The 22,647-nt window shown below is 68.7% G+C and carries 23 protein-coding genes; 16 read left to right on the top strand and 7 right to left on the bottom strand.

Annotated features, from left to right (window positions below):
- Nucleotides 1–263 precede the first annotated feature (263 nt).
- From A2G96_RS30185 to A2G96_RS30170, 4 genes are all read left to right on the top strand, one after another.
- Nucleotides 264–938, top strand: a complete 675-nt coding sequence (locus tag A2G96_RS30185) for an alpha/beta hydrolase (RefSeq protein ID WP_062803788.1) — start codon at nucleotides 264–266, stop codon at nucleotides 936–938.
- Between the two features lie 52 nt (nucleotides 939–990).
- Entirely contained in the window at nucleotides 991–2,613 is a 1,623-nt protein-coding gene (locus A2G96_RS30180) for an ATP-binding protein (RefSeq protein ID WP_062803787.1), read from the top strand.
- 77 nt (nucleotides 2,614–2,690) lie between these two features.
- Nucleotides 2,691–3,284: a sigma-70 family RNA polymerase sigma factor gene (locus tag A2G96_RS30175; RefSeq protein ID WP_062803786.1), complete on the top strand. Its 594-nt coding sequence runs from the start codon at nucleotides 2,691–2,693 to the stop codon at nucleotides 3,282–3,284.
- A 41-nt stretch (nucleotides 3,285–3,325) separates the two neighbouring features.
- Nucleotides 3,326–3,541, top strand: a complete 216-nt coding sequence (locus tag A2G96_RS30170; protein ID WP_062804219.1) for a zf-HC2 domain-containing protein — start codon at nucleotides 3,326–3,328, stop codon at nucleotides 3,539–3,541.
- A 63-nt stretch (nucleotides 3,542–3,604) separates the two neighbouring features.
- Here the strand turns inward: A2G96_RS30170 and A2G96_RS30165 are convergent, their stop codons facing one another.
- Together A2G96_RS30165 and A2G96_RS33610 are read right to left on the bottom strand one after the other, a co-directional pair.
- Nucleotides 3,605–3,985 carry a hypothetical protein gene (locus A2G96_RS30165; RefSeq protein WP_062803785.1) on the bottom strand — a complete coding sequence of 127 codons (381 nt, stop codon included), beginning with the start codon at nucleotides 3,983–3,985 and terminating at the stop codon, nucleotides 3,605–3,607.
- A gap of 71 nt (nucleotides 3,986–4,056) precedes the next feature.
- A complete protein-coding gene (locus A2G96_RS33610) occupies nucleotides 4,057–4,263 on the bottom strand; it encodes a hypothetical protein (RefSeq protein WP_150124290.1) in 207 nt (68 codons plus the stop codon).
- On the opposite strand from A2G96_RS33610, the gene czcI reads away from it, so the two are divergent.
- The 4 genes from czcI (at nucleotide 4,262) to A2G96_RS30145 (ending at nucleotide 10,445) form a co-directional block, all read left to right on the top strand.
- Entirely contained in the window at nucleotides 4,262–4,636 is a 375-nt protein-coding gene (czcI, locus tag A2G96_RS30160) for a cation efflux protein, CzcI family (RefSeq protein ID WP_062803784.1), read from the top strand. The genes A2G96_RS33610 and czcI overlap by 2 nt on opposite strands.
- A gap of 116 nt (nucleotides 4,637–4,752) precedes the next feature.
- Entirely contained in the window at nucleotides 4,753–5,970 is a 1,218-nt protein-coding gene (locus A2G96_RS30155) for a TolC family protein (RefSeq protein ID WP_062803783.1), read from the top strand.
- 16 nt (nucleotides 5,971–5,986) lie between these two features.
- Nucleotides 5,987–7,261: an efflux RND transporter periplasmic adaptor subunit gene (locus A2G96_RS30150; protein ID WP_062803782.1), complete on the top strand. Its 1,275-nt coding sequence runs from the start codon at nucleotides 5,987–5,989 to the stop codon at nucleotides 7,259–7,261.
- Nucleotides 7,262–7,274: 13 nt separating this feature from the next.
- Nucleotides 7,275–10,445, top strand: a complete 3,171-nt coding sequence (locus tag A2G96_RS30145; RefSeq protein ID WP_062803781.1) for a CusA/CzcA family heavy metal efflux RND transporter — start codon at nucleotides 7,275–7,277, stop codon at nucleotides 10,443–10,445.
- A gap of 31 nt (nucleotides 10,446–10,476) precedes the next feature.
- Here the strand turns inward: A2G96_RS30145 and A2G96_RS30140 are convergent, their stop codons facing one another.
- A complete protein-coding gene (locus A2G96_RS30140; protein WP_062803780.1) occupies nucleotides 10,477–10,872 on the bottom strand; it encodes an META domain-containing protein in 396 nt (131 codons plus the stop codon).
- Between the two features lie 204 nt (nucleotides 10,873–11,076).
- On the opposite strand from A2G96_RS30140, the gene A2G96_RS30135 reads away from it, so the two are divergent.
- Genes A2G96_RS30135 through A2G96_RS30125 form a run of 3 tightly spaced genes read left to right on the top strand, consistent with a single transcriptional unit; the run spans nucleotide 11,077 to nucleotide 13,370 of the window.
- The gene (locus A2G96_RS30135; protein WP_062803779.1) at nucleotides 11,077–12,231 is read left to right on the top strand and encodes a cytochrome P450 family protein; all 1,155 of its coding nucleotides are present in this window, start codon (nucleotides 11,077–11,079) and stop codon (nucleotides 12,229–12,231) included.
- Between the two features lie 16 nt (nucleotides 12,232–12,247).
- Nucleotides 12,248–12,604, top strand: a complete 357-nt coding sequence (locus tag A2G96_RS30130) for an antibiotic biosynthesis monooxygenase family protein (RefSeq protein ID WP_062803778.1) — start codon at nucleotides 12,248–12,250, stop codon at nucleotides 12,602–12,604.
- A 10-nt stretch (nucleotides 12,605–12,614) separates the two neighbouring features.
- Nucleotides 12,615–13,370 carry a sulfite exporter TauE/SafE family protein gene (locus A2G96_RS30125; protein ID WP_062803777.1) on the top strand — a complete coding sequence of 252 codons (756 nt, stop codon included), beginning with the start codon at nucleotides 12,615–12,617 and terminating at the stop codon, nucleotides 13,368–13,370.
- Nucleotides 13,371–13,487: 117 nt separating this feature from the next.
- Here A2G96_RS30125 and A2G96_RS30120 read toward each other — a convergent pair whose 3' ends face one another.
- A complete protein-coding gene (locus A2G96_RS30120) occupies nucleotides 13,488–14,237 on the bottom strand; it encodes a carbonic anhydrase (RefSeq protein WP_062803776.1) in 750 nt (249 codons plus the stop codon).
- A gap of 287 nt (nucleotides 14,238–14,524) precedes the next feature.
- Here A2G96_RS30120 and A2G96_RS30115 point away from each other — a divergent pair, with 287 nt between their 5' ends.
- The gene (locus A2G96_RS30115) at nucleotides 14,525–17,044 is read left to right on the top strand and encodes an esterase-like activity of phytase family protein (protein ID WP_062803775.1); all 2,520 of its coding nucleotides are present in this window, start codon (nucleotides 14,525–14,527) and stop codon (nucleotides 17,042–17,044) included.
- A gap of 54 nt (nucleotides 17,045–17,098) precedes the next feature.
- Here the strand turns inward: A2G96_RS30115 and A2G96_RS30110 are convergent, their stop codons facing one another.
- Nucleotides 17,099–17,296 carry a DUF3606 domain-containing protein gene (locus A2G96_RS30110; RefSeq protein ID WP_062803774.1) on the bottom strand — a complete coding sequence of 66 codons (198 nt, stop codon included), beginning with the start codon at nucleotides 17,294–17,296 and terminating at the stop codon, nucleotides 17,099–17,101.
- A gap of 132 nt (nucleotides 17,297–17,428) precedes the next feature.
- Between A2G96_RS30110 and A2G96_RS30105 the strand changes: the two genes are divergently transcribed.
- The 3 genes from A2G96_RS30105 (at nucleotide 17,429) to A2G96_RS30095 (ending at nucleotide 19,223) form a co-directional block, all read left to right on the top strand.
- Complete coding sequence (locus A2G96_RS30105) at nucleotides 17,429–18,526, top strand: extracellular catalytic domain type 1 short-chain-length polyhydroxyalkanoate depolymerase (RefSeq protein ID WP_062803773.1); 1,098 nt, start codon at nucleotides 17,429–17,431, stop codon at nucleotides 18,524–18,526.
- A 68-nt stretch (nucleotides 18,527–18,594) separates the two neighbouring features.
- A complete protein-coding gene (locus A2G96_RS30100) occupies nucleotides 18,595–18,840 on the top strand; it encodes a type II toxin-antitoxin system Phd/YefM family antitoxin (protein ID WP_012356952.1) in 246 nt (81 codons plus the stop codon).
- Nucleotides 18,837–19,223, top strand: coding sequence for a type II toxin-antitoxin system VapC family toxin (locus A2G96_RS30095; RefSeq protein ID WP_062803772.1), 387 nt, complete (start codon nucleotides 18,837–18,839; stop codon nucleotides 19,221–19,223). Before A2G96_RS30100 ends, A2G96_RS30095 begins: the two co-directional genes overlap by 4 nt.
- Nucleotides 19,224–19,229: 6 nt before the next feature.
- On the opposite strand, the gene A2G96_RS30090 is transcribed toward A2G96_RS30095, so the two are convergent.
- Together A2G96_RS30090 and A2G96_RS30085 are read right to left on the bottom strand one after the other, a co-directional pair.
- Nucleotides 19,230–19,538, bottom strand: coding sequence for a 2Fe-2S iron-sulfur cluster-binding protein (locus tag A2G96_RS30090; RefSeq protein WP_062803771.1), 309 nt, complete (start codon nucleotides 19,536–19,538; stop codon nucleotides 19,230–19,232).
- The gene (locus A2G96_RS30085; RefSeq protein WP_062803770.1) at nucleotides 19,531–20,148 is read right to left on the bottom strand and encodes an IMPACT family protein; all 618 of its coding nucleotides are present in this window, start codon (nucleotides 20,146–20,148) and stop codon (nucleotides 19,531–19,533) included. Before A2G96_RS30085 ends, A2G96_RS30090 begins: the two co-directional genes overlap by 8 nt.
- Nucleotides 20,149–20,416: 268 nt before the next feature.
- On the opposite strand from A2G96_RS30085, the gene A2G96_RS30080 reads away from it, so the two are divergent.
- On the top strand, nucleotides 20,417–22,411 hold the full coding sequence (locus A2G96_RS30080) for a PhoX family protein (protein WP_062803769.1): 1,995 nt from the start codon (nucleotides 20,417–20,419) through the stop codon (nucleotides 22,409–22,411).
- The last annotated feature ends 236 nt before the right edge of the window (nucleotides 22,412–22,647 follow it).

The following is a 22,647-nucleotide window of genomic DNA, read 5'->3' as shown; positions in this document are numbered from 1 at the left end:
GCGCGGATAAACGGGGTTCGGGCGCCTGGTTCCAATGCTGGCAATCCCAGCCAGGCCGGATAGGGGAAAAGGCCGAAAAAATTGCCGCAAGTCTACCGAAACTATCGGCTTCTTTTGACCAGCCTTAAGGGGTACAGCTTCGGTCGCGATGAACAACGGGACGCCGGCAGCGGCAAAGCGTCGCGGCTACGTTCCCTGCAGGTCCCGGTGGCGCAAATCCGTCTTCGTATGTAATATACAAAATATCACAAACCGGAATTGCCATGCTCGATCCATCGCTGTTCGGCCGGCTGTCCTTTACGCCGGCGGAGGCTGAGCATCCGCCGCTGCCGCCGGGACGCCATCCCATCACGTTGGCGGAGGGGCGCCACGCAGTTTTGCTCGTTCCTGAAGGCATCGAAGCCGACGCGCCAGTGCCCCTGATGGTCATGTTCCACGGCGCCGGCGGCTTCCCCGAGAAAGTCCTGCCGCATCTTGAAGCCCATGCGCAGCGGCACCGCTTCCTGGTGCTGGCGCCGCATTCGCTCTATCCCACCTGGGACATCGTCATCGGCGGCAACGGGCCGGACCTGCAGCGGCTGCATCAGGCCCTGGCCGCGGTGACCTCGCGCTACCGGATCGATCCGCGGCGGCTGGCCTTTGCCGGATTCTCGGATGGCGCCAGCTATGCGCTGTCGCTTGGCCTTACCAACGGCGATATCGCCAGCCACGTGATCGCGTTCTCCGGCGGCTTCATGTCGGTGTTCATGCAGACCGGTATTCCGAAGGTATTTGTCGCGCATGGGTTCGCCGATGAGCAATTGCCGGTTGCCAGCGGGCGCGCGCATGCGGCCAGGCTGCGCGCCGCGGGCTATGACGTGGAATACGTCGAGTTCGACGGGCCGCATGTCATCCACGCGCCGGTGGTCGAGCGCGCGATCGATTTCTTCCTGCAGTGAAACCCTGGCCGCTGGCCGGGCGCGGCCACGCCATTGAACGGGAGTGCGGTACATGGATTTCGAGATTCCGGAGGCGCTGATCCATCCCCTGCTGGCGATGATCAAAACCGGTTCGCCGCTGGCCCGGCAGCTGCAGCAGCATGGCGTGTGCCACGGCAATATGCTGGTGTCGAGCAAGCTGTTCGACGCGCACGCGCTCAGTTCGCTCTATACGCTCAGCAAGACCCAGAACGAGCGCGCGCTGATGTTCCAGATGCTGGCCCTGGACAACATCTACAACGCGCCGCAGGCACGCGTGATTCCTGGCCTGGACCAGCTGGTGGCGGGGCTGGCAGCCTACCTGTCGCGCGATGCCATCGACGGCTGGCTGTACCAGCGCAACCGCGACGGCGTGCTGCTGCCCTGGCTGGTGCGCCGCATGCGTTATGTCTTGCCCGAGCAGGGCATGGCCTACGTGGTGGTGGACCTGCTCGCCAATACGATGCAGTCGGCCAACTCGGCGCTGACCGACCACCACCTGCGCCGCTCGGGCATGACCACGTCGATGGTGATCACGCGCGACGATATCGCCAACCGCACCATCCCGGAGCTGCTGGCCGAATTCGGCTTCTACAAGGAGTGCGCGGAGTTCCGACAGGAATATGAACAGCACGCGCAGCGCTTCGTGCGCTGCCAGCGCGGCTTCGGCGCGCAGTTCGTCGCGACGCGCGCGGCGTTCGCGGTCGATGCCAAGGGCGCGGCGGAGCTGATCCCGATTGCCGATGCCGCCGGCGCGCGCTGCGTGAACGACGAGGAGCGGCTGGAACGCCGTTTCGAGATGACCTCCGACCCGTCGTTCTGGCGGGAGGCGGGCATCATGGAAGGCTTCGAGCGCGTGCCGCTGCATGGCTACGTGCACCTGTTCCACCTGGAGTGGCACCGCAATATCTGGGTCCACGTGCAGCACCTGGCCGAGTACCGCTACCAGCCCGCGCTGCGCGACAAGCTGGTGCTGCCCGCGCACCACCGCGACCTGATCGACATCCTGACCTCGCACATGGACATGCTGGCGCCGGACTTCGTGCCGGGCAAGTCCGGCGGCACCACCATCCTGTGCCAGGGCGCGCCCGGCCTGGGCAAGACGCTGACCGCCGAGGTCTATGCCGAGGTGGTCGGCAAGCCGCTGTACCGCGTGCACTCCGGGCAGCTGGGCACCACCGCGGCGTCGGTGGGAGCGACGCTGATGACCATCCTGCGGCGCGCCATGCGCTGGAATGCGATCCTGCTGCTGGACGAGGCCGACGTCTATATCCGCCGCCGCGACAACGACCTCGAGCACAACGCCATCGTCGCCGAGTTCCTGCGCACGCTGGAGTACTTCAGCGGCCTGCTGTTCATGACCACCAACCGCATCGGCGATGTCGACGATGCCATCCTGTCGCGCTGCATCGCCACCATCCACTACACCACGCCGTGCCGCGAGGATGCCGTGCGGCTGTGGCGGCTGCAGGCGGCGCAGTTCGGCGCGGAACTGGACGATGCGCTGATCGATGCGCTGACAAACGCCTATCCCGCGGCGAGCGGGCGCGACATCAAGGAACTGCTGAAGCTGGCAACGCGCTATGGCAAGGCCAAGGGGATTGCGCTGTCGATGGAGGTGTTCCGCCTGTGCGGGCAGTTTCGCGGGATCGGCTGACCACTGCAGCATACCGGCGAAGGGGAGGGCCCGGGTATGATGGCGCATCCGTCCAGGCAACCCGCCCCTGATACCCGATGAGCCTCGACCCCGCCGAACTGCAGGCGCTACGCCCCTACCTGTTGCGCTTCGCGCGCCTGCAGTTGCGCGACGAGGCGGTGGCCGAGGATGCCGTCTCGGAAACGCTGCTGGCCGCGCTCGAGCATCCGGAGCGCTTTGCCGGCCAGTCGGCGCTGCGTACCTACCTGGTCGGCATCCTGAAGCACAAGATCATCGACGCGCTGCGCAGCGGCAAGCGCGAGGTCAGGCTGGCGCTGGCCGCCGACGGCGATGGCCAGCCGCAGTCCGACGACGACGCCTTCGACGCCCTGTTCACGCGCAACGGCCACTACCAGGACCCGCCCTCCGACTGGGGCGATCCGGAGCGGGCGTTCGAGCGCCGCGAGTTCTTCGAGATCCTGCAGTTATGCGTGGACCGCCTGCCGGCGCGCACCGGCCGCATCTTCATGATGCGGGAATGGCTGGAGCTGGACACCGAAGAAATCTGTCAGCATTTGCAGATCAGCGCGACCAATGCCTGGGCGATGCTTTACCGGGCCCGCATGCGCCTGCGCGAATGCCTGGAACTGCACTGGTTCGGCCAGCGCGGCCGGCCCGGCAAGGCGGGTTGAGCCCGCAACGCGTCCACGCCAGCGAACCGCCACCGATCAAAATGCCGGAAACCCCACCCTCCCGCCCGCCGCGCAGGCTGCTGCCGGACTGCGAAGAGGTCCATCACCTGACCATGAAGAGCCTGGACCTGCCGCTGTCCTGGACGGAGCGGCTGCGCGTGCGCTCGCACCTGGCGATCTGCGATGCCTGTACCCGCTTCAGCGCGCAGATGCGCACGCTGCGCGAGGCCATGCACAGGCTGGGGCGCGAGGAATGATAAAAGGCCAGCGCTGGCGCTGGCCTTCTTGCTGGTTCGCTCGCTGACGCGGGCGTCGGCCACTCAGGCGCGGGCGCCTTCGCCGTAGGGGTCGAACTTGCCGGTGCGGCTGCCTTCGGTAAAGGTGTCGAAGCCGCGGGCAGGCGATGCCGACACGCCGCTGCGGTCCAGGCCGGCCACGGTGCGGGCGCCGTCGGTGAAGGGGTCGGCCTTGCCGGTCCGGGCGCCGTCGGTGAACGGATCAGCCTTGCCGGCGCGGGCACCGTCGGTGAAGGCGTCGTGGCTGCGGAATTCATAACCATACTTGTCGCCCGGCACGGTGCTGCGGAAGCTGTAGCCGTACTTGTCGCCGGGCAGGGCTTCGGCGGCGGTGGAGGCCTGGGCGGCGCCCAGCGCGGCCACGGTCAGCAGCAGGGCGGAAGCGAGGCGGGTGGTCTTGGTCATGGTGGTTCTCCGTTAGCTTGTTGAATTTGTCAGAAGGCGTTGCTTTGTGTGCGTGCCGTTCATGTACGGAACTATAGGAGTCCATCCGCAAGCCAAGCGGGTGCTTTGCCGGATGAGTTATTCAAAAATACTGAATAAGCGATCAGGGTGGCGCGCGCCAATGCCATGACGCAAATGTAATGACCCCGTTGCCCGAATCCCCGCCGCGCCTCGGTTAAACTTGCGGCTCGCTGCCGGCGCCCGGTCGTCATGCGTGCAGCGCCGATCTGACGATTCATGCAACGGCTCCTCCTCGTCCTCTTCGCACTCGTCCTGCCGCTCCAGTTCGCCTGGGCGGGAGCGGCCGCGTATTGTGGGCACGAGGTCGTGGCGTCGGCCAAGGCGCATTTCGGCCACCACGAGCACCGGCACCAGGCCGGCACCGGCAAGCAGGAGCAGCAAGCCGATCCTGCGCAGGACAAGGCCAGGCTGAACCTGGCCGATCCCGATTGCGGCGTCTGCCATATCGCCTCGCTGCCGTTCGCGCCGGCCGATGCGCAGGACGTGCCTGCGCTGCGCCGGGTGGAACTGGCGCCGCCGGTGCCGCAGCCCAGCTTCTCCTCGCACAGCGCGCGGGCGCCCGACCGCCCGCAGTGGCCGCGTCTCGCCTAGCCGGCGAGACGACGCTTCCGCGCTATCCCGATCCCTTGCGATCGCTTGCTGGCGTCATGACCGCATGACGCCGGGCGTCTCGCCGAATTTCCCCGGTTTTCTTCTGGTGCAATTCGATGCGAAGACTTTTGCTGCCGCTCGGGCTGGCGGCCGTGCTATCCAGCCCTTTCTCCGGCGTCGCGCAGACGCCGTCCCAGACCCTGACCCTAGATGCCGCGCTGGCGCTGGCTGAGGCCGGCAGCTTTACGCTGTCCGCCGCCGGCAAGGAACTGGACGCCACCGAAGGTGACCTGATCCAGTCGCGCGTGATACCCAATCCGGAACTGGCGGTGTCGATGGAAGACACGCGCAAGGCCTCGCGCTCGACCACCGGGCAGGTCAACCTGCCGATCGAACTCGGCGGCAAGCGCGCCGCGCGCATCGGCCTGGCCGAGCGCGGGCGCGAGCTGGCGCAGGCCGAGCTGGGCAGCACCCGGGCCGAGCTGCGCGCCGCGGTGATCGCGCGCTTCTTCGGCGTGCTGGTGGCGCAGGAGCGCGTCCGGCTGGCCGAGGGCTCGGTCGGCATCGCCAGCCGGGCTGCCGATGTCGCGGGCCGGCGCGTGGCCGCCGGCAAGGTGGCGCCGCTGGAAGCCACGCGCGCCAGGGTGGAGCAGGCCAATGCCGAGCTGGAGCTGGCCGAGGCCACCGGCGCGCTGCAGTCCGCGCGGCAGTCGCTGGCGGCGCTGTGGGGCGACAGCGTGCCGCGCTTCGCGCAGGCGCAGGGCGATCTCGATGCGTTGCCGTCGCGGCCCGGGCCGGCCGCGTTGCAGGCGGCGCTGGAACACTCGCCGCTGCTCGAAGCCAGCCGCCTGGCGGCGGAGCGCAGCCGTGCCGAAGTGGCGGTGCAGCGCAGCCGCCAGTATCCCGACGTGACCGTAAGCCTGGGTGCCAAGCGCGACAACGAGGCCAACCGCAACATGGCGGTGCTGGGCGTGGCGATTCCGCTGCCGCTGTTCGACCGCAACCAGGGCAACCTGTACGCGGCGCTGCGCCGTGCCGACGGCGCGCAGGACGCGCACGCCGCCACGCGCGTGCGCCTGCGGGGCGAACTGCAGCAGGCTTCGACGCAGCTGTCGGTGTCGCGCGCCGCGGCGCAGACGCTGCAGGCCTCGGTGCTGCCCGCGGCCGAGCAGGCCTACGCCGCCGCCTCGCGCGGGTTCGAGGCCGGCAAGTTCAATTTCCTCGACGTGCTGGATGCCCAGCGCACGCTGTTCCAGGCGCGCATCCGCTACCTGGACGTGCTGGCCCGCACCTATGACGCGGCCGCCAGCATCGACCGCATCCTCGGACACTGATACGGAAGCTGCAGACATGGCAATGAGCAAGCAACAACGGGCCGCGGTGGTGGCCATCCTGGTCGCGGGGCTGCTGGGTGGCGCGGCGATCCTGTTCACCGGCAAGGGCGGCAGCGCCACCGGCGACGCCGCGCACGGGCATGCCGAACATGGCGATGAACACGGGCACGAGCACGGCAAGGAGGGGGGCAAGGCGGAGGGCAAGGCCGGTGCGCATGCCAACGCGAGCGCGCCGGCGGCGCAGCCGCAAGCCGAAGGCAAGCCGCACGTGATCGCGCTGACGCCCGCGCAGATCGAGCAGGCCGGCATCGGCACGGCCACCGCCGCCCCCGCGGCGCTGCGCAGCAGCGTCGATTTCCCCGGCGAAATCCGCTTCAACGACGACCGCACCGCGCACGTGGTGCCGCGCGTGGCGGGCGTGGCGCAGGCGGTGCCGGCCAACCTGGGCCAGGCGGTGCGCAAGGGCGAGGTGCTGGCGTTGATTGCCAGCACCACGGTGGCGGAGCAGCGCAGCGAACTGCTGGCCGCGCAGAAGCGCGAGGCGCTGGCGCAGGCCACCTACGCGCGCGAGAAGACGCTGTGGCAGGAGAAGATCTCCGCCGAGCAGGACTACCAGCAGGCGCGCACCGCGCTGGAAGAGGCGCAGATCGCGGTGCAGAACGCGCGCCAGAAGCTCACCGCGATCGGCGCCGCCGAACGCGGCGGGGCGCTGAACCAGTTCGCGCTGCGCGCGCCGTTCGACGGCATCGTGGTCGAGAAGCACCTGTCGCTGGGCGAAGCGGTCAAGGAAGACGCCAGCGTCTTCACGGTCTCGGACCTGACTTCGGTATGGGCGGAGTTCGTGGTGTCCGCGCGCGACCTGGACCGCGTGCGCGTGGGCGAGGCGGTCACGGTGCGCTCCAGCGCCTCCGCCACGCAGGCCGAAGGCAAGGTGTCGTATGTCGGCGCCTTGCTGGGCGAGCAGACCCGCACCGCCAAGGCGCGCGTGACGCTCGCCAACCCGGGCACGGCGTGGCGCCCCGGGCTGTTCGTCACGGTCAGCGTGCTGGGCGCGCCGGTGCAGGTGCCGGTGACGGTCGCGGCGGACGCGGTGCAGCAGGTCGATGGCCAGAGCGTGGTGTTCGTCGCGGTGCCGGACGGGTTTGCGGTGCAGCCGGTCAAGACCGGGCGCACCGACGGCAAGCTGGTTGAGGTGACCCAGGGCCTGCAGGCCGGCGCGCGCTACGCCGCGGCCAACAGCTTTATCCTCAAGTCCGAGCTGGGCAAAGCCAGCGCCGGGCATGAGCACTGAGCGGGAGGCGCGCATGTTCGAACGCCTGATCCGCTTTGCCATTGCGCAGCGCTGGCTGGTGCTGCTGGCGGTGCTGGGCATGGCCGCGCTCGGCCTGTACAGCTATACCCGGCTGCCGATCGACGCGGTGCCCGACATCACCAACGTGCAGGTGCAGATCAACACCGCCGCCCCGGGCTATTCGCCGCTGGAGACCGAGCAGCGCATCACGTACCCAGTCGAGACCGTGATGGCGGGCCTGCCCGGGCTGGAGCAGACCCGCTCGCTGTCGCGCTATGGGCTGTCGCAGGTGACGGTGATCTTCCGCGATGGCACCGATATCCACTTTGCGCGCCAGCTGGTCAACCAGCGCATCCAGGAAGCGCGCGACCAGCTGCCGCCCGGCATCACGCCGGCGATGGGACCGATCTCGACCGGGCTGGGCGAGATCTACCTGTGGACGGTCGAAGCCGACCCGGGCGCGCGCAAGCCCGATGGCACCGCCTACACGCTGTCCGACCTGCGCGAGATCCAGGACTGGGTGATCCGGCCGCAGCTGCGCAACGTGCCGGGCGTGACCGAGGTCAACGCCATCGGCGGCCATGCGCGCGCCTACGTGGTCGCGCCCGACCTGGCGCGCATGGCCTCGTACGGGCTGGCGCTGGCCGATGTGGTCGGCGCGCTGGAGAAGAACAACGACAACGTCGGCGCGGGCTATATCGAGCGCCGCGGCGAGCAGTACCTGGTGCGCGTGCCGGGCCAGGTGCGCTCGCTCGACGAAATCGGCGACGTGATCGTCGGCAGCGCGCAGGGCCAGCCGATCCGCGTGCGCGACGTGGCCACGGTGCAGACCGGCGGCGAGCTGCGCACCGGCGCGGCCACCGAGAACGGCCGCGAGGTGGTGCTGGGCACGGTGTTCATGCTGATCGGCGAGAACAGCCGCGCGGTGTCGCAGGCGGTCGACCGCAAGATGGCCGAGATCAACCGCACGCTGCCGGCGGGGGTGAAGGCCGTCACCGTGTACGACCGCACCACGCTGGTCGACAAGGCCATCGCCACGGTCAAGAAGAACCTGCTCGAAGGCGCGGTGCTGGTGATCGCCATCCTGTTCCTGTTTTTGGGCAACCTGCGCGCGGCGCTGATCACGGCGCTGGTGATCCCGCTGTCGATGCTGTTCACCTTTACCGGCATGGTTCACTACCGCATCAGCGCCAACCTGATGAGCCTGGGCGCGCTGGACTTCGGCATCATCGTCGACGGCGCGGTGGTGATCGTCGAGAACTGCGTGCGCCGGCTGGCGCATGCACAGGCCAGCCGGGGCCGCGCGCTGACGCGCGACGAACGCCTGCACGAAGTCTTTGCCGCCGCGCGCGAGGCGCGCCGGCCGCTGCTGTACGGCCAGCTGATCATCATGGTGGTGTACCTGCCGATCTTTGCGCTCACCGGGGTCGAGGGCAAGATGTTCCACCCGATGGCCTTTACCGTGGTGCTGGCGCTGCTGGGGGCGATGGTGCTGTCGGTAACCTTCGTGCCCGCGGCGGTGGCGCTGTTTATCGGCGAGCGCGTGGCCGAGCGCGAGAACCGGCTGATGGCGTGGGCGCGGCGCCGCTATGCGGTGCTGCTCGAGCGCGTGCTGGCGTCGACGCCGGTGGTGCTGGCCGGCGCCGGCGTGGCCGTGGTGTTGTGCCTGGCGATTGCCACGCGCCTGGGCAGCGAATTCGTGCCCAGCCTCAACGAGGGCGACCTCGCGGTGCAGGCACTGCGAATACCCGGCACCAGCCTGACGCAATCGGTGGCGATGCAGCAGCAGGTGGAAACCGCGCTGAAGGCCAAATTCCCGGAGATCGAGCGCATCTTTGCCCGCACCGGCACCGCGGAGATTGCCTCGGACCCGATGCCGCCGAATATCTCCGACGGCTACATCATGCTCAAGCCCGAATCGCAATGGCCCGAGCCGCGCCGCACGCGCGATGCGCTGATCGCCGCGATCCGCGCCGAAGTGGGCAAGCTGCCGGGCAACAACTACGAGTTCTCGCAACCGATCCAGCTGCGCTTCAACGAGCTGATTTCGGGCGTGCGCTCGGACGTGGCGGTCAAGGTGTTCGGCGACGACAACGCCGTGCTGGAGCAGACCGCCAACCGCATCGCCGCGGTGCTGCAGGGCATTCCCGGCGCGGCCGAGGTCAAGGTCGAGCAGACCACCGGCCTGCCGATGCTGACGGTGCAGATCGACCGCAACCAGGCCGCGCGCTACGGGCTGAACCTGAGCGATATCCAGGACGCGGTGTCGATCGGCATCGGCGGCAAGGTCTCCGGTACCTTCTTCAGCGGCGACCGGCGCTTCGATATCGTGGTGCGCCTGCCCGAGTCCGTGCGTGCCGACGTCGACGCGCTGCGGCGGCTGCCGGTGGCGCTTCCGAAGGATGCCGGTGCGCGCACCAGCTACATCCCGCTGAGCGAAGTTGCCAGCGTGGAGATGGCGCCGGGCCCCAACCAGGTCTCGCGCGAAAACGGCAAGCGCCGCATCGTGGTCAGCGCCAATGTGCGCGGGCGCGATATCGGCAGCTTCGTGCCCGAGGCCGAGGCCGCCATCCGCGCGCGCGTGGCGATCCCCGCCGGCTACTGGACCAGCTGGGGCGGCACCTTCGAGCAATTGCAGTCCGCCACCGCGCGGCTGCGCGTGGTGGTGCCGCTGGCGTTGGGGCTGGTGTTCGTGCTGCTGTTCGCCATGTTCGGCAACGTCAAGGACGGGCTGCTGGTCTTCACCGGCATTCCGTTCGCGCTGACCGGCGGCATCCTGGCGCTGTGGCTGCGCGGCATCCCGTTGTCGATCTCGGCGGCGGTGGGCTTTATCGCGCTGTGCGGGGTCGCGGTGCTCAACGGGCTGGTGATGCTGTCGTTTATCCGCTCGCTGCGCGAAGCCGGGCATGGGCTGGACCACGCCATCCGCGAAGGCGCATTGACGCGCCTGCGCCCGGTGCTGATGACGGCGCTGGTGGCCTCGCTCGGCTTCGTGCCGATGGCGCTGGCCACCGGCACCGGCGCCGAGGTGCAGCGGCCGCTGGCGACGGTGGTGATCGGCGGCATCTTGTCGTCGACGGCGCTGACGCTGCTGGTGCTGCCGGTGCTGTACCGGCTCGCGCATCGCAACGATGCGCCGGCGGCAGCGCGCGCCGATGGGCAGGTGGCGCAGATGGAGGCGTGACGACCGCGGCCCGGCAGCCTGTTCTGGGGAGCTATTGCGGCGTGCCGGGCAGTGCGCCGGGCGTCAGCACGCTCATTCCCGAGACCCCGCTCGAGGTGGTGCGGCGCTGGCTCATCAGCACACCGTTCGGGTCGAACTCGAACAGCACCGTCGAAGCGCGGATCGCGCCGCCGGCGAACAACGGCCCGATGAAGGGGATGAAGCTCTCGGGGTGGGGCTGTGAGGTGGCGAACGAGTAGACCAGGATGGTCGAGCCGTCGCGCAGCGTCGCTTGCGACGAGGGCGGGCCGAGCTGTGTGGTGACCTCGTCGAGCGTGGAAAAGCCAGGCAGGAAGTTCGACAAGTGCTCGGGCTTCACGTCGACGCCGGTGGAAACGCATGCCGCCAACATGAGGCCGGCCACAACCAGTGCGTGAACACGCTTCATGTCGTCACCGCCGTACTTGGTATGGCGCTGCCGCGCGAGGCGCCCGGCACGCCGTGATCAAAGCATACAACCAATCGCCGGGCCGCAGCGCCCTGCATTCGACGCTTCACGACACCGTGAAGCTTCCGGCCCGGCCGCGGCGGCATGATGCCGATGTGCGCCCGACATTGCGGCGCAGCCAGCCCACATGCGATTCGCGCCGCCATGCCAGAGACCATCACCGCCTCCTTCGCCGGGATCGACCCGCTCAGCGCCGTCACGCATCCCGACCCCTATCCCTACTACCGTGAACTGGCCGCCACCCGGCCCTTCTTTCGCGAGCCTCGCCTGGGGCTGTGGGTGGCCGCCGGGCCGCGCGAAGTAGCAGCCGTGCTGGCGCATCCCGACTGCCGCGTGCGCCCGCCCGCGCAGCCGGTGCCGCCGGCGCTGGCCGGCACCGCCGCCGGAGACCTGTTCGGCCGGCTGGTCCGGATGAACGATGGCGCCGCGCATGCGCCCCTGAAGGCGCTGCTGATGCCGATGCTGGCGGCGGTGGATCCGGACGTCGCGGTGCAACACGCCGCCGCGATGGCGCAGGTACTGGATGCAGGCGAGACATCGCACGCGGCCATGCCGGCCGCGTCGGTCAACCGCTGGCTTTTTGCCTTGCCGGCCGTCAGCGTGGCAGCCGTGCTTGGTCTTCCGATGGCGAGCGACCGCGGCACGGCGGTCGAGGTTGCGCAGCAGGTGGCCGCCTTCGCCGCCGCCCAGTCGCCGCTGGCGGACACGGACACCGTGCGCGCCGGCGCCGAGGCAGCGCGGTGGCTGGGCACATGGGTGGCCTCGTCGCTCGCCAACAGCGAAGCGACTGATGGCCCGCTGCCGGCGCTGCAACGCGCGGCACAGGCGGCCGGCATCGAGGCGCAGGCGGTCGCCGCCAATATCATCGGCCTGCTGGTCCAGGCTTGCGAAGCGACTGCCGGGCTCGCGGGCAATACTCTGCTGTTGCTGGGCCGCAATCCATCGGCCGGCGGCATGCCGTTGCAAGGCGTGGTGGCGCGCGTCGCGCAGGACGACCCGCCGGTGCAGAACACGCGCCGGTTTCTTGCTGCCGATACCGAGCTTTGCCGCCACGTGGTCAACGCCGGCGACACGGTGCTGGTGCTGCTGGCCGCGGCTTCGACCAGCGGCCTTGCCGACGACGCGCGCGCATGGACCTTCGGCCATGGCCGCCATGCTTGCCCCGGTGACCGGCTGGCGCAGGCGCTGGCTGCGGCGACGGTGTCGGCGCTGTGCGCGCGCGGCGCCGATCCAGCTGCGCTGGCGCGCGCATTCCGCTATCGTCCGTCGCTGAACGCGCGCATTCCGCATTTCCTTTGATCTCACGGAGACAACCATGATCGCCGTCATCTTCGAAGTCGAGCCCGCGCCGGGCCGGCAGGACACCTACCTCGACATCGCCGCGCACCTGCGTCCGCAACTCGAGGCCATCGATGGCTTTATCTCGGTCGAGCGCTTCCAGAGCCTGACCAACCCCAACAAGCTGCTGTCGCTGTCGTTCTTCCGCGACGAGGCCGCGGTGATCGCCTGGCGCAATACGCTGGCGCATCGCCAGGCGCAGGCCGCCGGGCGCGGCGGCGTGTTTGCCGGCTACCGGCCGCGTGTGGCGCACGTGCTGCGGGACTACGGGCTCGATGCGCGCGAGCAGGCTCCGGCGGACAGCCGCGCGGTGCACGACCGCGACGCGGACTGAGGACGCCGCGATGACGATGGAATCGATTGGCACGCAGGCCGTGTTTATCGGCCTGACCTTCCTGCTGGCGGGGTTCGTCAAGGGCGTCGTTGGCCTGGGCTTGCCCACGGTCGCGGTGGGCATGCTGGGACTGGTGATGCCGCCCGCGCAGGCCGCGGCGCTGCTGGTGGCGCCGTCGATGGTGACCAACGTGGTGCAGCTGTTCAGCGGCCCGCGCTTCGGATTGCTGGTGCAACGCCTGTGGCCGATGCTGGCGGCGATCTGCGCCGGCACCTGGCTGTGCGCGGCCCTGGTGCCGGCCGGCATGATGACGCACGCGACCTCTGCGCTGGGCGTGGCGCTGGTGCTGTACGCGGTGGTAGGCCTGGCGGCGGTAAAGCTGACGGTGCCCGCCGGCGCGGAACGCTGGCTCGGGCCGCTGGTCGGGCTGGTCACCGGCGGCATCACCGCGGTCACGGGCGTGTTCGTGATTCCGGCCGTGCCCTACCTGCAGGGGCTGGGGCTGGACAAGGAGAGCCTGGTGCAGGCGCTGGGCCTGTCGTTCACGGTGTCGACCATCGCGCTGGCGGTCAGCCTGGCGCTGGGCGGGGCGCTGCTGCATATGCCGGTGCTTGGGGCGTCGGCGCTGGCGCTGGTGCCTGCGCTGGGCGGGATGTTCCTGGGGCAGTGGCTGCGCCACCGGATCAGTGCGGAGCGTTTTCGGAAGCTGTTTTTTTGCGGGTTGCTGGTGTTGGGTGGGGAATTGGCGATGCGGGGGTTGGGCTGAGGGATGAAGGGTCGCTACGGGATGTTCGCAAGCTGAGGGTTTGCTCCCCTCTCCCGCAAGCAAGCGGGAGAGGGAGTACCCAAGCGGTGCTGGAAGTTTCTCTGCCTTGCAAATATCTCAGCGACTTGCCCGCACCGTCCTGCCATTCAGCGGCTGCACCGGCCGCGCGTTCATCGGATAGAGCTTCCGGAACGCCGCCAATTGCGCCGGCGACACTTCCACCGGGGTCTTCAGCACCTGCCAGCGCACGTCCTCGCTGCATGGCGGCGTCGTCAGCGAACCGGTGAAGGACCAATAAGCCTGCTGCGCCGGCAGCAGCGCCGCAACGTCCAGCGGCGCAGCCAGGTCACGCGATTCGCCGGCGTTGGCCGGCAGGCTGGCGAAGACCGGCTTGAGCGCGGCGTTCTCGCGGCCCGACTTGAACAGCACGGCCACCACCGCCAGCTTGCCTTCAGCGTTCTGGTGCACCAGGTGCGCCACCAGCGGATAGGTCTTGCCGTTGACCTTCTCTTCGCTGGGCGTATGGAAGTGGAACTGCAACAGCTTGTACGGCATGCCGTCCAGTTCGATCTGCCCCGCCGCCGGCAGGTTGACCTGCACGGTATGGCCGTTGTTGACCACGGTGCCGGGCGCCGCGGCGTAGCCGAAGCCGATCGGCTTCAGGTCGGCGGGGCGCGCCTTGCCGGTGCGTATGTCGATGGGCGACTGGTGCTTGCCCAGCGCGCAGGTCTGGTAGGCCTGGTCCAGCTCGGCCCAGTGGCTGGTGCCGGTGGGGCCGGTGTAGCTCCAGTGCGCTTCGTTGCCGGCCCATGCGGCCGGTGCGAGCAAGGCGGCGCAGAGGGTGAAAAGCGGCAGCTTGGTGTTCATGTGTCGATGCGTCCTCGTGTTGATAAACCCCTTGTTTTCCGACGTGGTGTTATCGATCTGTCCCAGTCTTGAGTGCCGGGTCCGGGCCCGGGCCGGAAATCATGCAGCAAAACTGCCGGCGGGCGAATAAGGCATTGCTGAATTCCGGTCTGCACTGCGCTTAACGCGAGTAAGGGCTGCATGCCGCTGCGCGATTGATGCGTGTCGCTCATGCTGTCACGCAAGCGACATCAAGCCGACATATCGGCCTACCACCATGACGGATTGCCCAACTCCTGGAACCTGCAATGCGCCTGAGCGTCTTCCCTTCGCGCCGGACCCGCGCGGCACTGGCCAGCGCCGCGGTGGCGGCTTTGCTGCTGGCGGCATGCGGCGGCGACGATAACGACAGCGGCAACGGCAACGGCACGCCCGCGGTCACCGCCCCCACGCTGGTGGGCCGCGCCGTGCTGCCCGCCGCCACCTTTGCCAGCGGGCCGCAGTCGGGGCGCTATGTCACCGGCGACCTCAACGGGCAGACCGCGCCGTTCGCGTCGCAGCCGGTGCAGGGCTTCTCGGCGGTGCTGCGCAACCCGGACGGCAGCTTTATGGTGATGGCCGACAACGGCTACGGTTCGCTGGAGAACTCGGCCGACTTCAACCTGCGCGTCTACACGGTGGCGCCCGCGTTCAAGACCGCGGCCGGCGGCGCGGGCAGCGTCGCGGTGCGCAGCTTTATCGAGCTGAAGGATCCCAACAAGCATGTCAAGTTCGCGATCGCGAACCAGTTCACCAGCGAGCGCGTGCTGACCGGTGCCGACTTCGATATCGAGAGCATGCAGCGCGGCAGCGACGGCACGCTGTGGTTCGGCGATGAGTTCGGCCCGTTCCTGCTGCATACCGATGCCAACGGCGTGCTGCTGGAAGCGCCGATCCCGCTGCCGGATTTCGAGAACGCCGGCAAGGAGATCCGCTCGCCGCAGAACCCGTTCAACGAAGAGGCCACGCCGGTGCGCATCATGAACGCGGTGCGCGCGCATGCCTTCGCGCATGGCGGCACCCGCGCGCCGGTGTTCGCGCCGTATTACGTGCAGCTCAAGTACGACGTCAACGGCGTCAAGTCGAGCCCCGACGCGCACTACGCGCGCGGCGGCAATCCGCAGCCGGGTCTGGTGCCGGCAGTGTCCGACACGCTCGACGTGGCCTCGGTCAAGGCCGCCGGCTACAGCGTGGTGACCTGGACCGTCAACGACAGCGCCAGGATGACCGAGCTGCTGAAGGCCGGCGTCAACGGCATCATCTCGGACCGTCCCGACCTGCTCTACGCGGCCGTCGCCGCCTTCGATGCCAACGGTGACGGCAAGGCCGGCGATTACCTGACGGCCGATGGCCTGATCGATGCCGCCAGGTTCGACGCGCAGGGCCACCGGGGCGCGCGCGACCTGCGCCCGGAGAACACCCTGCCGGCGATGGAGGCCGCGCTGGACAACCTGATGACCACGCTGGAGACCGATGTCGGCATCACCGCCGACGGCGTCGCGGTGCTCAAGCACGATCCCTATATCGAATCGGTCAAGTGCCGCCGCGCCGACGGCGCGCCCTACGGCACCGCCGACGAAGTGCTGATCAAGAACCTGACCGCGGCGCAGATCCAGTCCACCTACATCTGCGACAAGCTGTTCCGCGGCCCCAGCCAGCGCAACGATCTGGCGCTGTCGCCGGTGTCGGCGGCGGTGGCGGCCGGCAAGGGCTACGCCAGCCCGTACGTGGTGCCGCGCGCGCAGGACGTGTTCGACCTGGTCAGCGCCTATGTCGCGTACTACAGCACCGGCGCCGGCCAGGGCCATCCGCAGGCGGCGCAGCGCGTGAAGAACGCGCAGGCGGTGCGCTTCAACCTGGAGACCAAGCTCAACCCGCGCAGCGACAAGGATGGCAAGGGCAACGTCTACAAGGACCGCACCGTCGGCGCCGAGCCGATGGCCGACACGCTGGCGGGCGTGATCAGTGCCGCCGGCATGGCCCAGCGCGCCGATATCCAGAGCTTCGATTTCCGCACGCTGCTGCGCGTGCAGGAGAAGTTCCCGGCGATCCGCACGGTGTACCTGTTCGGCGACTTCCCCATCTATGGCGACGCGGCCAACAGCGACGACGGCACCAACATGCAGGACGAGGCCGGCGCCAACACGCCGTGGATGGCGGGCCTGTACTGGCCGTACCGCGCCACCGTGACGTCGAACCCCATGCGCGCGAGGCGCTCGGGCGGCTTCGAGGGCATGGCGATCAGCCCGGATGGCAACAAGCTCTATCCGCTGCTGGAACTGCCGCTGGCCGGTCACGACGGCAAGACGCTGCTGATCTCGGAGTTCGATATCGCCACGCGCCGGTACACCGGGGTGCAATACAAGTACCGGCTCGACGACAAGGGCACCAATATCGGCGATTTCATCCTGTTCAACGCCAGCGAGGGCATTGTGATCGAGCGCGACGGCTCGCAGGGCGACCTGAACGGCTTCAAGAAGCTGTTCCAGGTGACGCTGGGCAAGCCGGGCGACTATGTCGCCAAGTCCGAACTGGCCAACCTGATGGCGCTGCGCGACCCGTCCGGCATCAGCGCCGGCGGTGCCCCGGGCGACGTGGCGCTGGGCGATCCGTTCGGCATGCCGTTCAATACGATCGAAGACGTGCTGGTGCTGGACGCGACCACGCTGCTGGTGATCGACGACAACAACTTCCCGTTCAGTGTGGGGCGGCATGTCGGCAGCAAGATGCCGGATGACAGCGAATTCATCCAGATCCGGCTGCCCAGGGCGCTCAACCTGGGCGGCTAGGACGCCAGGCCGCGCAAGACGTTGCGTGCTGGCATCCCCGCCGGGGTGGGGATGTCAGCCGGAGCGGGCGCCCGCGTGCTGCTGTTCGAGCTGCGCGCGCACCGCCGAGATATGATCGCCGGCGTGGTCGACGGCGTTTTCCAGTTCGCTGGTGCTGCAGCCGAGCTCCCTGCACCAGTACTGCACTTCGAGCGGATCCATCAGGTTGATGCGGCCCGGATCCAGGGGCCTGAACTCGCTCACATCGCTCATGCTTGCCTCCGGTTCGTGTCTGGGCGCGACACGGTCCTTGCATTGTAGGCAGACATCCGGCGCGCGTTGCATGCAAGTTGCGACGGCCGCAGCGCATATCATGTGGCGGTGATCCCTTGCACAGGAAGCCGCATGCCCCGCTCACCCGGCGCGAAACTCTGGTCCACGCTGAACAAGACCGCGTCCCGCCATGCGCGCCAGATGCAGCGCGCCGTCAACAAGAACCTGACCAAGCCGATGACCGAGGCCATCGTGCGCAACGCGGTGAAGCAATCCGCTGCAGTCACGGCCGCGACGCAGCGCGCCTTGTCCGGCGTGGTGTCGCCGGTGCCGGCGCCGCAGAGCCGTGGCAGCGGACGCTGGGAAGAGGGCAGCTGGGGCGCGCCGCTGGCACCGCGCCGCTACCGCGTGTTCGTGCCGGCCGGCGCCACCGCGTCGCGGCGCGCGCCGATGCTGGTGCTGCTGCACGGCTGCGGCCAGGACGCCGCCAGCTTTGCCGCGGTCACGCGCGCCGCTGCGGTGGCGCGCGAATCCGGCTGGGTGGTGTTGCTGCCCGAGCAGAGTTCGCAGGCCAATGCGCAGCGTTGCTGGAACTGGTTCCGGCCCGCCGCGCAGGGCGCCGTGGAAGCCGGGCTGCTGATGACGCTGATCGACCAGGCCTGCCGCCGCCATCCGGTGGCGGCGGACCGCATCAGCGTATTGGGCCTGTCTGCCGGCGGCGCGATGGCGCTGATGCTGGGGCTGCGCTATCCGTCGCGCTTCGCCGCGGTGGGCTCGCACTCCGGCGCCGTGCCGTGGAGCGCCAGCAATGCCGCGCAGGCCGCGCGCGCCATGCGCGGGCAGCGCGGGCCCGACGCCAAGACCATGCAGGCGCTGCGCTTCGGCCTGGCGGGACGCCGCCCGCCGCCGTTGCTGCTGCTGCACGGCGATGCCGACCACATGGTCGATTTCAGCAACGCCACCGCCGCCGCCGGCATGTGGCTGCACCTGCAGCCCGAAGGCACCCCGCCGCTGGCCGGCGTGCCGTCCCGGCGCATCCAGCGCGGCATGCGCCACGCCATCGATGTGTTCGACTGGTACGAGGGCAGCTCGCCCTACCTGCGGCTGGTGCGCGTGGAAGGCCTGGGCCACGCGTGGAGCGGCGGCGCCGGCGGGCACGCGTTCTCGGACCCGGCGGGGCCGGATGGGTTGAAGCTGGCGTTGCGGTTTTTTCTGGCGGTTGGGGTTTAGAGGAACGGCGATTGCCGCAGGAGGATGAATGGACTAAACTAAGTGGACTTAGTTTAGTGAGGCGCGTCATGCAAACCATCAACATCCACGAGGCCAAAACCCATCTCTCGCGGCTGGTCGACCAGGCGGCCAACGGCGAGCCTTTTGTGATCGCCAAGGCAGGCAAGCCCCTTGTAAAAGTCGTGGCGCTGCATGTGCCGGAGAAAGCGCAGGTCAAGCGGTTGGGATTCATGGCCGGACAGGGGCAGGTGCCCGATGATTTCGATCGCATGGGCCAGCGCGAGATTGAAGCCATGTTTGGCGGCGAGTCATGAAACTCCTGCTGGATACGCACCTGCTGCTGTGGATGGCACTGACGCCTGAGCGCATCTCGCCAGACGCGCAGGCGCTATTGAATGCCGACGACACAGTGCTGATTTTCAGCGCCGCCAGCCTGTGGGAGATCGCCATCAAGCAAGGGCTTGGCCGTGCGGACTTCCAGATCAACGCCCGGGTTTTTCGCAGAGGCTTGCTTGATAACGGCTACAGTGAGCTGCCGATCCGCAGTGATCATGCGGTGGCGATTGATTGCCTTCCGCCGATTCACAAGGACCCGTTTGACCGGCTGCTTGTCGCCCAGGCAACCGTGGAAGGCCTGACGCTGCTGACCTCGGACCCGCTTGTTGGCCAATACCCCGGGCCCATTCGGCTGGTCTGATCGCAGCTAGCCGAGACTGACCGGCTCAAACACCACATCACTCTCCGGACAAGCCACGCACGGCAATATCAGCCCCTCGTCCTTCTCGTCCGGACTCAGCCCAGGCCATTCGATCCGGTAACGGATCGTCCCCGCGTGCAGCCGGCTGGCGCAGGCGCGGCAGGTGCCGTTGCGGCATGAATTGGGCAGCGCCACGCCTTCGAGCAAGGCCGCCTCCAGCAGGCTCAGCGCCGTCGGCGCGGTGAAGCGCGCATGGCCCGGCAGCACTTGTGCGGTGAATTCGGCGCTTTGGTCCGAAGGCTCGATGTCAGCCATGGCTGTCGTCCTGCGCCTGCGGAAACTGCGCGCGGCCGTGGGTGGCGTCGCGCAGGGCGTCGCGCGCGGCGTCGAGCTGGGTCGCGGGCATGCGCAGCACCAGCGTGGCAAGCGCGCCGTAGCCGGTCTCGGCCAGCGTGCAGCCAGCGGGGGCCTCGTAGTCCAGCCAGCGGCGCACGCGCGGCTCGTCGGCATAGTCGACCGCGACGGCCAGCGTGCCGTAGGCGATGCGCTCGACCCGTTCGGCGCATTTCAGGGCCGCGGCGATGGCATCGGTGTAAGCGCGCACCAACCCGCCGGCCCCCAGCTTGACGCCACCGTAGTAGCGCACCACCGCCGCCAGCACGCCGTCGAGGTCGTGGTGGCGCAGTACCTCCAGGATCGGCCGCCCCGCAGTGCCCGAGGGTTCGCCGTCGTCGGACATGCCCGAGGCGCCGCCGGCCAGCAGCGCCCAGCACACGTGGGTGGCGGTGGGATGCTCGGCGCGCAGCGCCTGCAGCGCGGCCATGGCGGCGTCGCGGTCGGCAACCGGCAGCGCCAGCGCCAGGAAGCGGCTCTTGCGGATCTCGATCTCGGCGTGGACGGGGGTGGCTAGCGTGTAGGTGGGCAAGGGCAAGCGGCGCGGAACGGGTACGGAAATCCGCGCCGGCCGGGCCGCGGATGCAAGGCGGCAGTGTACCGCAGCGGACCCGGCTGACCCGAAGCCCGCAACGCTTTGTGTTGCATCGTCAACCTGGTGTCATAAACGGGGCCTACGATCCGCCCCGGACGTGCGCGATGACGCCCGCCGCCGCCTGTGCAACAGGTGCCTGGTTCCGCCCCCGGGACTGGCGCAAACATGCAGTGAACCATCCCTTTCCTTTCCCCGGATCGAAAACATGCTTGAACAACCCAATGCTGGCCGTCGCAAGGCCCTGAAGCTATTGGCCGGCGCGCCCATGCTGCCGCTCGGTTTTGCCTCCACCAGCCTGCTGGCAGGCTGCGGCGGCGGCGATGACGCCGCGCCGGCGCCGGCCCCGGCGCCCGCCCCCGGCCCGGCCGCCACCTTCACCAGCGCAGAGTTCGTGCCGATGAGCGCGCCGACGCTGGCCACGCCCGAGGCCATGGCGACCACCACGGTCGGCTCCAGCCTCAAGGTCTCCTTCAGCGACGGCAGCAGCCAGACCTACAAGCTGGCCTACCAGCCCTTCTTCGTCACCGGCGACACGCTGCCCGATGGCAAGGGCGGCACCGTCGTGGCGGGCGGCTACTACGACATCAACAACCAGCCGATCATCGATACCTCGGTCGCCGGCAAGGAACGCCAGTTCTTCTCCGATGCACCGGACGGCAGCTCGCTGCTGACGCTGGCCAACCCGACCGTGCCGGGCGTCAAGGGCAACACCGTGTTCGCGGTGGTGCAGTTCGAATACACCACGCGCAATCAGGGCAATGCCAGCATGTACGGGCTGCTGCCGTCGCCGATCGCGGTGCTGACGCTGGACCAGGACCCGGCCACCGGCAAGCTGACCCCGGTCAGGTACCACAACGTCGACACCTCGGGCGTCAACGGTCTGTGGATCACCTGCGGTGCCAGCCTGTCGCCGTGGAACACGCACCTGTCGAGCGAGGAATACGAGACCGACCTGATGGATGCCAACGCGGTCACGCAGCTGCAGGGCTACAGCCGCAACCTGTACGGCGACCCGGCCCGCGCCAACGCCTACAACTACGGCCACCTGCCGGAAGTCACGGTGCACCCGGACGGCACCGGCACCATCAAGAAGCACTATTGCCTGGGCCGCATCTCGCACGAGCTGGTGCAGGTCATGCCGGACGAGCGCACCGTGCTGATGGGCGACGATGCCACCAACGGCGGCCTGTTCCTGTTTATCGCCGACCAGCCGCGCGACCTGTCCGCCGGCACGCTGTACGTGGCCAAGTGGCACCAGACCTCGGGCACCGGCCCGGGCAGCGCCACGCTGTCGTGGATCCGCCTGGGCCACGCCACCAGCGCCGAGATCCGCGCGCTGGTCGACGGCGGCATCCGGCTGGCCGACATCATGGACGTCAAGACCGCCGACCCGGCCGACGCCAGCTACACCCGCATCCTCTACAATGGCAAGCCCAACTGGGTGAAGCTGGTGCCGGGCATGGAAAAGGCCGCGGCGTTCCTGGAAACGCACCGCTATGCCGCGCTGGTCGGCGGCAGCCTGGGCTTTACCAAGATGGAAGGCACCACCGTCAACATCCAGGACAAGAAGGCCTATTCGGCGATGTCGCGCATCGAATCGAGCATGCTGGCGGGCAATGCTGCCAATGCCGGCGATATCCAGGTGGAAGGCCCGTACTCCGGCGCGGTCTATGAACTGAACCTGAAGGGCGGCCAGGCTGACAAGAGCGGCACGGCGATGGCGAGCGAATGGGTGCCGGTCGATATGGCCGCGGTGCCGGCGCTGATCAGCGAAGACCTGGGCGGCGGCAAGATGAAGCAGCAGGATGCGCTGGGCAACTTTGCCAACCCCGACAAGGTGGCCACGCCGGACAACCTGAAGTTCTCGGAAAAGCTGCGCACGCTGTTCGTCGGCGAGGACAGCAACACCCACGTCAACAACTTCCTGTGGGCGTACAACGTCGACACCAAGGTGCTCAGCCGCGTGCTGTCGTGCCCGGCCGGCGCCGAATCCACCGGCCTGCATGCGGTGGACGAGATCAACGGCTGGACCTACGTGATGAGCAACTTCCAGCATGTCGGCGACTGGGAGTCCCCGCTGCACGACAAGGTCAAGGCGCAGCTCGATCCGCTGGTGCGCGCCAGCTACAAGGACCGCTTCGGCGCGGCGGTCGGCTACCTGACCGGCGACCCGACCGGCGTCAAGTTGGCCAAGGCCTGACGCACGGCCGCGTGCAGTGATGACAACGGCGGGCTTCGGCCCGCCGTTTTGCGTTGCGGCGCAGCCATCGCTCATCCGGGCGTCGTCCGCTAACACGCGGCTCCGGTTCAGGCGAGTCGGGGCTAACCCGCATCCGTTGCAACGGCCCCAGCGCGTCGAGGATGGCCTCCATGCGGCTTGCGTCATCGTGTCCTACAGTGGTTGGGGCGCCCGCCACGGCACTTCGCCGGCGGCGC

The sequence above is a fragment of the Cupriavidus nantongensis genome, from assembly GCF_001598055.1.
Taxonomy (GTDB): Bacteria; Pseudomonadota; Gammaproteobacteria; order Burkholderiales; family Burkholderiaceae; genus Cupriavidus; species Cupriavidus nantongensis.
The sequence above is the reverse complement of the archived record's forward strand: the minus strand, read 5'-3'. Positions and strand labels throughout refer to the sequence as shown.